The sequence below is a fragment of the Kamptonema formosum PCC 10802 genome (genome assembly GCF_000332335.1).
GTDB lineage: Bacteria > Cyanobacteriota > Cyanobacteriia > Cyanobacteriales > Oscillatoriaceae > Oscillatoria.
The window spans coordinates 232892-246437 of record NZ_KB235949.1; the positions used below are offsets into that span (position 1 = coordinate 232892).

Below are 13546 nucleotides of genomic sequence, written 5' to 3' on the forward strand. Positions count from 1 at the left end.
CATTCAGATTTTGCACTATTATCTGGGCGCGAGCTCCAATTCGCCCCTCACCGGCCAATTCTTTTTGTCAGCCCCATCCGCCGCCTCACCCCTGAACCCCTTCTCCCGCAAGGAGTCGGGTGCTCTCTCCCCCCAGCAAGTCGCTCTCCCCCCAGCAGAGCACTTCCCCAAAGCCGGTGGGGCAATTGCCGGCACATGGGCAAAGGGGGAGACACGCCGGTGGGTTATAGCAATGCATGGATTTTGGATGCCCGGATAATGGAATTGAAAAAGCCGGCAGAAAAGCTTTTTCCGTCATAGACCTAAATTCTAGCTATCTCAACGCGGTATTCCTGCCTAGTTACGCACCGGCAGCCGGCACCTTACCCCGCTCCCTCAGGCAGAATTGTGCCGGTTTGTTGAGATGAAAATTTTGGGAAAAATGTAGACAAAGTTTGTGATTTGCGTTATGATAGTAGAGTGAGAAAATGTGCCGGCATATAAGGTCGTGTTCAGGGGGCCGGTGGATGTTGTGTTAAGGGGCCAGGCGATTGGAAATCGCGGCTATACAAACAAAACCCGCCTGCGCGGGTTTCTTTGAAGAAGATGGTTTGTAGTAGGGCTTTAGCCCAAAGGTTCGTAGTTGGGCTTTAGCCCCAAAGTTTGTAGTAGGGCTTTAGCCCAAAGGTTTGTAGTAGGGCTTTAGCCCAAAGGTTTGTAGTAGGGCTTTAGCCCAAAGGTTTGTAGTTGGGCTTTAGCCCAAAGTTTGTAGTAGGGCTTTAGCCCAAAGGTTTGTAGTTGGGCTTTAGCCCAAAGGTTCGTAGTAGGGCTTTAGCCCAAAGGTTCGTAGTAGGGCTTTAGCCCAAAGGTTTGTAGTTGGGCTTTAGCCCAAAGGTTTGTAGTAGGGCTTTAGCCCAAAGTTTGTAGTTGGGCTTTAGCCCCAAAAGTTCGTAGTTGGGCTTTAGCCCAAAGGTTTGTAGTTGGGCTTTAGCCCCAAAAGTTCGTAGTTGGGCTTTAGCCCAAAGGTTTGTAGTTGGGCTTTAGCCCCAAAAGTTCGTAGTTGGGCTTTAGCCCAAAGGTTTGTAGTTGGGCTTTAGCCCAAAGGTTTGTAGTTGGGCTTTAGCCCAAAGGTTTGTAGTTGGGCTTTAGCCCTACAGAAATTTTCGGGTAAATATAGAAAAAGTTCCGGATTAGCGCTAGGATAGTATCGTGGGAGAAAGTGCCGGCATATAAACTTCGGCTAGAGTTCCTGGCGATTGAAATCGCGGCTATACAAACGAAACCCGCCTTCGCGGGTTTCATTGAAGAAGATAGTTTGTAGTTGGGCTTTAGCCCAAAGCTTCGTAGTTGGGCTTTAGCCCAAAGGTTCGTAGTTGGGCTTTAGCCCAAAGTTTTTAATAGGACTTTAGCCCTACATAAATGTTCGGGGAAAGGTAGACAAAGGTTCGGATTTGCGCTAGGATGGGATCGGGGGAGAAGGTGCCGGCATATAAACTAAAGAATTATTGAGGAGCGTGCGTTCAATTGTGCGGCTTAGAATACGCTTAGGGCGTGCCGCGCCACCGTGCTATAATGGCAAAAAAGAGCAACTGGCGCTCACTGAGAGCGTCCCGCGCACCTATGAATGAGAATTTAGTGGGGTTATACGAGCCGCTCAACACTCTCAAACCTGCCGGTGAAGATATTTGGATTGCGGACGGACCCATCGTTGAGATGGCGATGTACGGCACCGCAATCCCCTTTCCAACGCGCATGACAGTCGTGCGGCTAACCTCTGGCGAGTTGTGGTGCCATTCCCCTGTCGAATTAACTGAGCAGCTTAAAGCCGAAATTGACGCACTTGGCTCAGTGCGGCATCTAGTTTCGCCCAACAAAATCCATTACGCTCACATTGGCGCTTGGGAGAAAGCCTATCCAGACGCGCTCGCTTGGGCGTCTCCAGGAGTGCGAGAGCGTGCTGCGCAGCAGCGCATCGAGGTGGTCTTTGATGCGGACCTGAGTGACAAAGCGCCGGCACAGTGGAATAATGACCTCGACCAACTGATTTTTCGGGGGAGCCGGTTTATGGATGAAATTGTCTTTTTCCACCGCAAAAGCAGGACGCTGATTCTGGCGGATCTCATTGAAAATTTCGAGCTAAACAAAACGTCGCAGTGGATTCACTGGTTGCTGAAACTGACAGGCTGTGCTGATCCGGATGGCAAAATGCCCTTGGATTTGCGAATGACCTTTTGGGGGCGAAAAGAGCAAGCCCGCGCCTGCGTCGGGCGGATGCTGGCATGGGAGCCGGCTAAAATTATCATCTCTCACGGGCGCTGGTACGAGAGCAATGGAACCGCCGAATTGCGTCGGGCTTTCCGCTGGCTTGGTAATTTCTAATCCCATCATCGGGGAGATTAAGGGTGATTTGGGAAATCGGTGTAGCAGAAGCTAGCTTGTTTTATTCTAGCTTATTTCAGGAGTCCGCTGGTATTGTAGGGGCTAGAATTTAGCCCAGAGGTCATTGCTTGTATTTGTGCCGGCATTTGAAAAGGGCGAGCGCCTTGGGGATAGTAGGGCACCCCTTGGCGCGGCACACCGGCAGTGGATTTGCCGGCTCGTTTAGGCACGCTATATAAGGATGCCGGTTTTATTTCAAGGAATCGATCAGTTGGCGCATTTCTTCAGCATCCCGTAGCATGCCGAGGCTGTTGAAACCTTTCAGCGCATTATTGGCCCATTCGCGGGCTTCTGGGGAATTTCCCCGCGCTTTCTCCAAACGGGCATAGGATGCTTGGTAGTAAGCGATACGCCGTTTCTCCTTATTGCGCTCAACTACAGGCAAGCCCGTATTCAACAGTTTTTCCGCTTCATCAAAATTACCTTGCGCTATTTCGATCTCAGCCAGCTCCCCCTGAGCGTAGTAAACGGCTCGCTGCCAGTTAATCTCTCTACCCTGTTTCTCTACTTGCTGGTAAAGTGACTTAGCACGGTCATAATCACAGGTTTTATGATGGATTTCAGCCCGATAATATTGAACGGTTATGGCATTGCGAATGCGGGAGCTATTTTCAAGATCGCTACTGGCGAGAAGGATCTCTTCCTCCTCTAGCCAATAGCGGGCTTGTTCGTATTGTTTTTTGCTGATATATAGCTGGGCGAAATAGTCAGCGAAATGAGACTTAAGATAAAAGCTGGCATGCTCTCGCATATTCCACGCTTGTGATAAAAGATATTCGGCTTTTTCTAGTTGCCCCATGAGAATCAGCTTCCAACTCTGTTCTGCCATAGCCCACACCGTGGTTGACAACTCCCCACGGCGTTCCGATGCTTCAATTAGCCATTGCATCCAGAACAGGCAGTCTTCCCAATATCCATAGATGTGAGCGTAATGTCTCAAATTCTGCCATAAATCCCTGATATTTTCATAGCGCTCTTGGGACGCACACCAGTCAAGCACTGCCAGAAGGTTTCCACCTTCTTCCTGCAGACGGTCATACTGAATATGCCATTCTTGCCATTCTTTCTGTCCGTGTGTTTGGGCAAAATCCAGATACCACTTCACCCACCGCTCCCGCGCCTCCTTCTCGAAATCTGGGTAAGCGGCAAGTTCCGCTAGGGCGTATTCGCGAGTCAGCGAGAGCATACTGTAGCGCCCATCTTTCTGAGTTACTAGGGAGAGTTGCTGGAGTCGAGCCAAGCCTCTGTTGGCAGCAGCGGGATCTGCTGTCAGTCCAGCCACTTCAGCCACAGCATCTCGGATGGGGGGATCAGAGAAAATCGCCAAGGACATCAGTAACTTGTGCGGTGGTTGCCCCCTCATTCCCTGCACTGATTCCTTAAAGCAGAATTCCGCCACGTCACCTGTGTTTGAGGCTAACCCCTCCAATACCGACTCTAGGGGATAGCCACTGCATACTTGGCCAATGGCATAGACGATCGCCAGCGGAACTCCGCCAGTGCGCTCGTAGAGCCGCTTTGACTCCTCATCGCTGAAGGCTATTCCTTTTTCGTCCGCTTGTTGCCGAATCAACTCCTGACCTTCCTCTGGGGATAAGTTTGTCAGGCGAATAGGGACATGCACTATCTGCTCGCGGGTGGTGAGCACCACTTTGACATTGGAAGGCAGATCGTACAGGAAGGTAACAATATTCTCGGTGTCCTGCACGGTTTCCATGTTGTCCACAATCAGCAGGGTGCGCTGTCTGGCCAGACTTTGCCGCACCCGGTGGAATTGGTCTTCAGGGGCGGATTGAGTAATCGCCGGTTCGTCCAGGGTAATAGCAATCTCCCGAAAGATGTCCCGCAGGTTGCGCTGCGCCTGCTGTCTGGACAAGATGCCACTCGCAGTCAGGTACTGTTGCTTGGCTGAAGTGAAGATGATGGCATCGAATGTGGGAATCCCAAGAAGCTTCTCACGGCTGGCTTTCAGACACCGGTAAGCTGCTTCTACCACCAGTGCAGTTTTGCCCACGCCGCCAATGCCGTCCACTGTAATCATGTGGGCCGAATGCTCGGGCGAGAGGAGTTGCAGCAGCCGGCGCATTTCCTCATTGCGACCGATAAAAGCAGTATAGGTCGGTGCCGGCAGGTTGTGGGGGATGCGGCGAAACACTTCCCCCTCGTCCCCTTGGCCACGAGGGGACTGAGGGGGGACAGATGGGGTATCCGGGGTGGTGTTCGCCTCGGCGTCGGAAGTAGAGCCACCGGCACCCGCCACCCCACGATCTTCGATGTACTGGGCCACCAGTTGCTGTAACTCCGGCTCTGTAACGTCCAAGCCTTTTGCAATTTTACGGCGTTTGTCTTGCCTGGGCTCTGCAATCTCACCATTGACTAGCTTGCTGACGTAGGAGGGATCTAGCTTTGCATTTGCCGCAAATTGCCTTTGGGTCAGGTTTCTTTCCTGGAGGAGATGCTTTATTGCGGCTCCGAATAATTTGGACTGGTCAGGTTTGTACGCCATAATTCAACGGTTTAATTTCGGTTGAAATTCAATATAGTGGAAAATTTGCTACTTGGCAAGCTTGAAAAACTTGAAAATTTTTCGCTATGTTGGATTTAAGGGCGAAAGCTCAAAGGGAACACAAGGGTGCGCACCGGAAGCAAGGCCAAACGCCAAGCGTCAGCAAACAAAGTTAATCTGCTAAAGAGGACTAACAAAATGTCAGTTGAGTGCTATACCACCAAAACCTTGGACGACCATTCCCGTGCTACTACCTTACTGGAAGAACCGGAAAAAGACCCCCTGATTTCTCCGCAAGCCTCAATCTGCACTTGGTGCGGTAAGACAATGATTTTTGGCGACCACTGTAAGAGTCGCAATCAAGCCGCAAACTGCTCTCACTACGCAGATACAAGGAAGCGGAAAAGATAACACCCAGTCTAATTAGTTGCTAATTGCAAGTCTAATTAGCGCATATTCCCCCCCTTTAACAAGGGGGGATATAGAATGTCCCACCCCCTAAAAAAGGGGGCTAGCAGTATCCTCAAATCTTTTGGATGATTTTCCCATGTCTAAGAAAAACATCTCACTGCTGTTCTTCTTGCCGCTGACATTACTGATTTATCTGACTCTCCATGTTGGCGCACAAAACATTAAAGAAGTTAATCAGTTTTTCACAGGTAATTGCTCGCGATCTGGTCGGTTGGGGGGGTTTAATTGGAATTGGGATACATGTACATTCCCCGGAAATGCTTCCTTTTACGAGGGCAAGTTCCGCCTGAAAATCATTAAAATTGATGGCGGTAGCAGCACAAAAGTTCGTATAACTCGAACCGGCGATAAGGAATACGACTTAAAGGCCAATCAGTCTCTAGATGTAACTTACAACAAAAAGGATGTTGCGCAAGTTCGTTTCTTTCCTCAAGGTTGGTGGTCTACAGTTGAGTTTGAAATTCAGCCTTACTAACAAATCTGTAGATAATTTAGCGCATTTATTAGTGCTTAATGGCAGTCCTAATGCTCTAACTAATGTCGGTTTCTAAGCACCGGAAGAAACCGGGTTTCTGCGACAGCCTTTGCATCTCACCCGAAAGATTAATCAGAAACCCGGTTTCTAAGCACAGCACCGGCAGAAACCGGGTTTCTGAGACAGCCTTTGCATCTCACCCGAAATATTTATTCAGAAACCCGGTTTCTAAGCACCGGCAGAAACCGGGTTTCTGCGACAACCTTTGCATCTAACCCGAAAGATTTAATCAGAAACCCGGTTTCTAAGCCCAGACAAAAACCCCCCAATCAGCCAAAAGCCAACTGGGGGGGAAACACTTGTAGAGACGCCATCAACCGGCGTCCCCAAAATCACAAACTACGCGCGCTTGTAAGGCACCACATCCTCGCCAAAATAGCGAGTGTACTCAGCACCATCCACCAGCGCCGCAACAGCAGCCGGCAGACCGCGCTCAGCCATCAACTGCAACGATTGGTTCACCTCAACAGTTGCCGGTGTGCGACCCAGCAAATGCCGGCACAGCACCTCAGCCGCCTTAGCAGCCGGGAAAGGCTTGACAAAACGCTCGCCATATGCATCCGAACTCGCCAGCTGGCGGACAAACTCCCGCACCGAAATCTCACCGGCACGCAACTTCGCCTCCAAATCCGCCGCAACAGGCAGATCCTCACCGGCAGCATCCATCACCTGCAGGTAAATCGCCCGAATCGCCGCATCCATCTCAGCAGCACCCGAATTCCGACTCACCCGGTAAATCCGCGCCACCTTGCTGACAGCCGGTTTGGCCACACCGGCAGAAACCGACCGGCCCACACCAACCAAATCAACCTTGCTCGCCGGCATAGACGCCATCTTCTCAGCCATCAGAGGCATCTTAGCGACATCCATGCCAGTATCCACCGGCTCAAAGCTAGGCACCACCAGCTCATCATTCTGCTTAGTCAGCTGGTTGTACAGCTTCTCAGTATTCGGGAAATTCGCAGCCGGCAGAGTCGGGAAGCGCCGGTAGGGCACCACATCCTCTCCAAACGTCTGCAAATACTCCATACAGTTCACCATCGCGCCAATAAAGCCGCGAATCCCCTGCGAAGCCAGAATCTCATTGTACTTGCGAATTTCCGCCTGATTCTGCGGTGCCCGTCCCAAGAAGTGCTTAGTGCCCAGCTCAATCACCTTAGTATTCGGATAAGGCGCGTAGAACTCCTTCACATAAAGGCTAGAGCAACCCAAGCCCTCAATAAACTCCTTGACCGTAATCTCCCCATTCCGCAGCTTGCTTTCCAAGCGGCTGAACTCATTCTTAATGATATAGGGGTTGAGATCCCGCTCAAAGATTTGCCGGTAGGCAGCCTGAATCACATTCTGCACCGCCACCTTATCCGCCAGAGTCGTCAGCTTGAACACCTTACTTTGTTCGCGACGCTTCTGCACGCCTTGGCTGATGCGGGCTTCCACATCCGGAATCGCCCGTTCGGGAACCGCACCCAGCTCAATAAAGCGAGGTGTTTCCGGCACTTCCACCTTGGCACCCTTATCCGCAATCGTGCCAACCCGCATTGAGCGCAGGGCCAAACCGCCCGGAGTCAGGTAGCGCTCATAGGGAACCGTATCCTCCCCAAAAGACTCCTCGTACTCCTTGCTGTCGAGAATCGCATCCACCAGGGCGTAGAAACCCTTCTTGGCGCAGATATCGAAATAAGCGTTCATTTCCTGACGCCCGTAGGTGGGGCGGCCCAGGAGCCGGCGGTGGATGTACTCAACCGCCTTACAGACGTACAGTGAAGTCCAGTACATGTTGCGGAACACATCCGACTTAGCCAAAATGCGGATAAACTCCCGCATTGTGATGTCGCCGTTTTCCAGCTTGATTTCCGCCACCTTCTGGCGCTGGCCATCATAGAGATCGCGCCCGAACACTTGCAGGTAAGCGGCGCGAATCACCGCTTGTGCCGAGCTTTCCGAGAATTTGACGCTCACGCCTTGCACCGGCGTCACAGTACGCTTGCCGAACTTGGCCTGACCGCTGGGAATCTGGTCGAGCTTGAACACCTTGGGCCCGAGAGATCCAGGAGCCTTGCCCCGGGCGTCCGGGTTGCTCAGCTGGTTCTCGATACCGGCACCGCGACGGATGAGGATGCGGCGGGTGTCCTTGCCAAAAGGTGCGGGACTGGTGCTGGGGTTGCGAGTTTCTTTCGGGAAAATCGCGCCGAACTGGATTTCCAGGGGGTCATTGCCGCTGCCGTAGACGTGCTGGTCGGGCAGGGGCTGGGTGTAGGAGGCGAACAGGGTAATGAACTGCGGCACCTTGCGGAAGGGGGCGCTGTAGTTGAACAGGTCAAACTGCGCACCCCAGTTGCGGCACTCTTGGGCTTCTTGGCCCAGACCGCGCAGGTAGGGCACCGTTTCTTCGCCAAAGTAGTCCGAGTATTCCTGAGAGTCCACCAAAGCGTCGATCAGCGCCGGCAGACCGCCCTTAGAAACGATCGAGAAGTATTTCTGCACTTCTTCGCGAGAAGAGGGAGCGCGACCCAGGAAGTGGCGGAATGCCAATTCCAGAGCCCGGCTGTTGATGAACGGCTCGAAGAACTGCTTGCGGTAGAGGGGAGATTTGCCGACGCGGCGGACAAACTCCTTCATCGAGATTTCGCCGTTCTTGACCTTGGACTCCAGGTCAGAAATCCCCAAACTGTAAGCGCGGGTGATGTCGCGCTCAAAGATTTGCCGGTAGGCGGCTTTGACGACTTCTTGCTTTTCCGAAGACGACAGCCCGGGCTTCATGACGAATTTGGGCCGGCGAACCGAAGCGTTGAAGTAAATCTGGGGGAGTTGCAGACCTTGCTGGTCAGAAGAGGGGCGCTGCCGCAGTTTGGTGGACGGCGTGGGGGCCTTAAATTCGGTGATCGCTACGTCGAAATACTGCCCCACGATGGTGGCGGCGGCGGCGTCGTTCTTGAAGTAGCTCAAGGATGCCGCCCGCATTTCCTGCATGGCCACGAGGGTGGCGGTGGAGGAGCAGGCGTTTTCGATGATTTCCCTCAATCCCCGGACGTTCACCGAGATGATGTTCGGGTCGCCGGCCACTATGGCATAGGTGATATAGCGCAAGAACCAGCTGAGGTCCCGCAGGGATTTGGCCATGTTGCCGGGACCGTAGGTGGTGACGCTGATGGCGCGGAATCCGGGCGGGGTGGGCCCGCTGCTGCCCGAGCCGCTGAACAGCTGCCGCAGGCTTTCCAGGAAGCCGCCGCCGCTGCTATCGACGTAGGTGACGGTTCCCAGCTTCATGCCTTCTTGCGTGTCCAGGCGCGTGCCGGCGGCGGTCATCACCGGCTCCTCTTTGGGCTTTTCCAAGAAGGCCATCGGTGAGCCGCCGGTGAATATCCTGTTGGCGGCGCGGGACACGATCAGTTCCGAGTTCTTGGTCAGCGTCTCGGAGATTTCCAGACGCTTGGCTCCCGATTTGAAATAGCTTTCCAGCTCACTCAGTTCGCCCCGCTGCAGGAAGCGGTCTTGCTGTTCCGCTTGTGAAATGGTTGCAACTGGTACGGTTTGATATAGCTGCGGACGCGCAACTGTGCTTCCACCACTTGCTTTTACACTCATTCGTTCTCAAAAGCTCCCAATAAAGTCTTGACTGCCAATAACCTGACACAACCGTGCCACTGAACATCCTTGTCCCACAGGCGGGGTTCAAGAATCCTGTCCTGCGACTGCCCGCAGGTCAATTTCTACCTACAGTTTTTAGATTAAAACGTTTCGGTCTCACCCCCCTGCTTTATTAAGAATTGTGTAGAAATGTTTTCCTCCCGTCCGGGCCATATCTCAAGGGCCTGCCGGTGCGGAGCCGCTTCAACGAGAGCCGGTTCCAAGACCGGCACCTGTCGGAATTTGGCTCCCCCACCCCGTATGAAAGGCGGGATAAGTTTTGTTACAAACCTGGGGGCCGGCCCCTGTGCCGGCGGTGTGGGGGCAGGTTTGTAGTTGGGCTTTAGCCCAACCGGCGGGCCTCGTAGGGGCGCATAATTTTCATTGGTGACGGTGCGCGCTGTTCCCTAGCGACTGCCTCCTTCTCTCCAACCCGGGCCCAGCCCCCACCGCCTCGGAGATGGGCGTTTGGGACGATTGCCGGCTGCCCCGGCATCCGGCATTATATCCGGAAGAAAGCATATATACAAAACCGGTCTAAACTCGGCTTTTTGTGAAAACTGTTCTGTCGTAAAATATCCTAGCAAACCCTCGGGGACAACCTGTTGTGCCGGGGAAAAGAGATTTTCACCCTCAATTGCCGGCAGTTTTGGCCCAGTTGGCCGGTTTTTTCACCCCTCACCCGTCTCAAGGGCGAGAGTCTGTCCCGTTTTGGGGGCCGGCAGCGGCAATATTTCAGAATATCCGGAAGAAGGCATATATACAAAAGGCGTCTGAAGGCGTGTTTTGTAAAAGCTGTTTAATCGGATAGTAGAAAAAAGTTTCTTGAGGGTGCCGGTGTCGGGGGGAGAGAGTCTCATCCCCGACTGCCGGCAGTTTTGGCCTTGGGCAGAGGATTTGCGAGATGGGTTAGGACATCAGACATCCAGGGCGGGCAAGACGCCTGTCCCACGGATACAGCTCGTAGGACAGACATCTTGCCTGTCCCAATGTCCCTGAGGGCACGCTCGACGCTTTGTCTGTAGAGCGTCGAGTCGCGCCTTAGCGTGTCCACTGGTATATTGTTCACCGAGCACGGCTCACCGAGCATCGCTCTGGAGGAAGAGAGCCGGTTGCCGGTCCGAGGTCCAAGAGCCAGAAGTTTGCTAGCGGGGTGCGCCAAAGATTCGGTAAACTCATGTAGCCGCAATTTGGCTTTCTATGTCAGACTCTTTGGCGATTAGCGCTGCTGTGCAGCGGCTTTACGACACATACCCTTTTCCTCCAGAAATCCTCCTCGACGAACCTCCCCCCGGCTACAACTGGCGCTGGAGCTGGCCGGCGGCTTACAGTTTCTGCACCGGCATGAAACCGGCTTCTTTGGCGGTCCGGATTCTGGATGCCGGCTGCGGGACGGGTGTGAGCACGGAATACCTGGCTCACCTCAACCCGCAGGCGCAAGTCACCGGCATTGATTTGAGTGCCGGCGCTCTGGAGGTGGCCAAGGAGCGCTGCCGCCGGTCGGGTGCGGGGCGGGTGGGGTTCCACCACCTGAGTCTGTATGATGTGGGCCAGCTGGAGGGCGAGTTTGACTTAATTAACTGTGTGGGGGTGCTGCACCACTTGCCCGATCCGGTGCGCGGGATTAAGGCGCTGGCGTCTAAGTTGGCTCCTGGGGGGTTGCTGCACATTTTTGTGTATGCGGAACTGGGCCGGTGGGAAATCCAGCTGATGCAGAAGGCTATTGCTTTGCTGCAAGGTGAGAAGCGCGGCGACTACCGGGATGGGGTGGGAGTGGGGCGGAAGCTGTTTGCGGCTTTACCAGAAAACAACCGTCTTGTCAAGTACGAAAAGCAGCGGTGGTCTTTGGAAAATCAGCGGGATGAGTGTTTTGCGGACATGTATGTTCACCCGCAAGAGATTGATTACAATATTGAGACGCTGTTTGAGTTGGTTGATGCTGCCGGTTTGGAGTTTATCTGTTTCTCGAATCCGGACTACTGGCAGTTGGAGCGGTTGATATCGAAGGAGCCGGTGCTGGTGGAGCGTGCGGCTTCGTTGAGCGAGCGCCAGCGCTACCGGCTGATTGAGCTGCTCGATCCGGAGGTGACGCACTACGAGTTTTTCTTGGGGCGTCCTCCTGTTGCTAAGGCGGATTGGTCTGATGATGAGGCGCTTTTGCGGGCGATTCCGGAACTCAGCCCTTGCGTTCACGGCTGGCCGAGTGAGCAAGTGTTTGATTATAACTACCAGTATGTGAGTTTGTCAATAGAGGAGTTTGAGTTTTTGCAAGCTTGCTCGGCAGCGGTGGGAACCCCACCCCCCAACCCCCTCCCCGTTCACGGGGAGGGGGGGAAAGAGCCGGTGGGAGAGATTCTGGCAAGGGTGGGGCTGGGGTTGGATGGGGTGCGTTCGCTGCAGCGCCGGCAGTTGGTTTTGCTGACGCCGGGGTAGAGTTAGAGGGATTAGCCTCGTTCCGGGGCGGGCACGGGGACCATCGGTGTCAACTTAAGCTCCCGCCTCTAGATACTGCGAAAAACGCAGACGCGCGGTTCGGCTACCCGAAGTGCAGATTCGCCTCCGTTGGACTAACAGAAGAGCAAGAATCTTAAAACCCGCGCAGGCGGGTTTCGTCTGTGTAGCTGCGGTTTCAACCGCCCAGAGGCTGCGGGATACAGCTTAAGTTGACACCAGTGGCACGGGCACCCGCCCCTACTGCCTGGGAACGCCGGCACGGGCCGGCTGCTGCCTCCTCCTGTCCCACACCTAGAGTAGCCAAGACAAGATTTGATGAGTTATTAAACGAAAATTTTCTAATTATGAAATGGGTAAGCATTAGCATATTTAAGTTCTGCGGTGTGAGTTTAGATAGCTTACGGTTATTTACTCAAGGAAACTAGCCGGTGGGGCGGGTGTTCCGCTATTGGCGGGGGCGAGACGGAGGCGGCAAGGTGAATAGACTCGCGGGCATGGGCCAAGGGCATATTTATCAAGTTATTAAACGGAATTGGCATAAAACTGAGATTGGGAAGCATTAGCTGACTTTAGATGTGCGGTTTAAGTTTAGATAGATTACGGTTATTTAGTCAAGAAAATAGCCGGTGGGACAAGGGCGGCAGCTTCAAGACTTGACGGCATTGGGGGCACCGGCACTGGGGGCACCGGCACTGGGGGCACCGGCACTGGGGGCACCGGCACTGGGGGCACCGGCAGGAGCAATTGCTAAGTGATTAAACGTACTTTGCGAAAAGCAAAGATTGGTAAGCGCTGCTTGTGTTAAGTTGCGCTATTTAATTTTATAAATTTTCCGGTTATTTAGTTAAGAAAACTAGCCGGTGGGACGGGTGTTGCTGGCGAGGGCATGACGGGGGCGGCGTTAGCGCTGCGCACTCGGAGGGAGCTGCTGAACAAATTTACCGGCATCGGGCATTGGGCATCGGGCATTGGCCATTGGGCACCGGCCACCGGCATTCGGGGGGCAGGCCGGGAAAATTTACTAAGTGATTAAACGTAAATTTAAAAAATTTGTTTGTGATTTATAAGCTTTGCTATGTTTAAAAGGCGGTGTTTTAGTTTAGATAGCTTACGGTTATTTAGTTTAGAAAGCTAGCCGGTGGGACGGGGGCGGCAGCTTCAAGACTTGACGGCATGGGGCACCGGCATTTGGGCACCGGCATCGGGCCACCGGCATTGGGGGCACAGGCACTGGGGGCACCGGCATCGGGGCACCGGCATCGGGGCACCGGCATCGGGGCACCGGCATTGGGATCAGAGCTATTCGCTAATTGATTAAACGTAAATCTTAAAAATATGTTAGTTTTAAACCTTGCTTTATAATAGGCAGGGCGTTTTAATTTAGATATTTTACGGTTATTTAGTCTAGAAAACTAGCCGGTGGGACGGATGTTCCGGGCGGGGGCATGACTGGGGCGGGGAGCTGAACAGAAAAACCGGCACCGGCAATAGCCCTACAGAAAATCTCAACCGGCTGCTGTCTGTCTCCCTGCAAA

The 13546-nt window shown here is 53.5% G+C and carries 10 protein-coding genes and 1 pseudogene; 6 read left to right on the plus strand and 5 right to left on the minus strand.

The window, feature by feature from the left end:
• Window positions 1-10 precede the first annotated feature (10 nt).
• Window positions 11-259, plus strand: a complete 249-nt coding sequence (locus tag OSC10802_RS51705) for a hypothetical protein (RefSeq protein WP_155968942.1) — start codon at window positions 11-13, stop codon at window positions 257-259.
• Between the two features lie 1340 nt (window positions 260-1599).
• Window positions 1600-2358 carry a DUF4336 domain-containing protein gene (locus OSC10802_RS0131650; protein WP_026098987.1) on the plus strand — a complete coding sequence of 253 codons (759 nt, stop codon included), beginning with the start codon at window positions 1600-1602 and terminating at the stop codon, window positions 2356-2358.
• A 71-nt stretch (window positions 2359-2429) separates the two neighbouring features.
• On the opposite strand, the gene OSC10802_RS51710 is transcribed toward OSC10802_RS0131650, so the two are convergent.
• Together OSC10802_RS51710 and OSC10802_RS0131655 are read right to left on the minus strand one after the other, a co-directional pair.
• Window positions 2430-2588, minus strand: a complete 159-nt coding sequence (locus tag OSC10802_RS51710; RefSeq protein WP_155968944.1) for a hypothetical protein — start codon at window positions 2586-2588, stop codon at window positions 2430-2432.
• 20 nt (window positions 2589-2608) lie between these two features.
• Window positions 2609-4924 (minus strand): NB-ARC domain-containing protein, encoded by a 2316-nt coding sequence (locus tag OSC10802_RS0131655; protein ID WP_017720782.1) that lies wholly within the window; start codon window positions 4922-4924, stop codon window positions 2609-2611.
• Window positions 4925-5456: 532 nt separating this feature from the next.
• Between OSC10802_RS0131655 and OSC10802_RS0131660 the strand changes: the two genes are divergently transcribed.
• Window positions 5457-5870: a hypothetical protein gene (locus tag OSC10802_RS0131660; protein WP_155968948.1), complete on the plus strand. Its 414-nt coding sequence runs from the start codon at window positions 5457-5459 to the stop codon at window positions 5868-5870.
• Window positions 5871-6269: 399 nt separating this feature from the next.
• Here OSC10802_RS0131660 and OSC10802_RS57255 read toward each other — a convergent pair whose 3' ends face one another.
• The 3 genes and pseudogenes from OSC10802_RS57255 to OSC10802_RS51720 form a co-directional block, all read right to left on the minus strand.
• Window positions 6270-6800, minus strand: a complete 531-nt coding sequence (locus OSC10802_RS57255) for a phycobilisome rod-core linker polypeptide (RefSeq protein ID WP_512699238.1) — start codon at window positions 6798-6800, stop codon at window positions 6270-6272.
• A gap of 9 nt (window positions 6801-6809) precedes the next feature.
• Window positions 6810-9515, minus strand: a pseudogene (locus OSC10802_RS0131670) (phycobilisome rod-core linker polypeptide); the annotation flags it as partial.
• A gap of 898 nt (window positions 9516-10413) precedes the next feature.
• Window positions 10414-10611 carry a hypothetical protein gene (locus OSC10802_RS51720; protein ID WP_155968950.1) on the minus strand — a complete coding sequence of 66 codons (198 nt, stop codon included), beginning with the start codon at window positions 10609-10611 and terminating at the stop codon, window positions 10414-10416.
• A 146-nt stretch (window positions 10612-10757) separates the two neighbouring features.
• On the opposite strand from OSC10802_RS51720, the gene OSC10802_RS0131675 reads away from it, so the two are divergent.
• The 3 genes from OSC10802_RS0131675 (at window position 10758) to OSC10802_RS51725 (ending at window position 13329) form a co-directional block, all read left to right on the plus strand.
• A complete protein-coding gene (locus OSC10802_RS0131675; protein ID WP_017720786.1) occupies window positions 10758-11990 on the plus strand; it encodes a class I SAM-dependent methyltransferase in 1233 nt (410 codons plus the stop codon).
• 647 nt (window positions 11991-12637) lie between these two features.
• Window positions 12638-12766, plus strand: coding sequence for a hypothetical protein (locus OSC10802_RS55985; protein ID WP_255349213.1), 129 nt, complete (start codon window positions 12638-12640; stop codon window positions 12764-12766).
• A 383-nt stretch (window positions 12767-13149) separates the two neighbouring features.
• Complete coding sequence (locus OSC10802_RS51725) at window positions 13150-13329, plus strand: hypothetical protein (protein ID WP_155968952.1); 180 nt, start codon at window positions 13150-13152, stop codon at window positions 13327-13329.
• Window positions 13330-13546 lie beyond the last annotated feature (217 nt).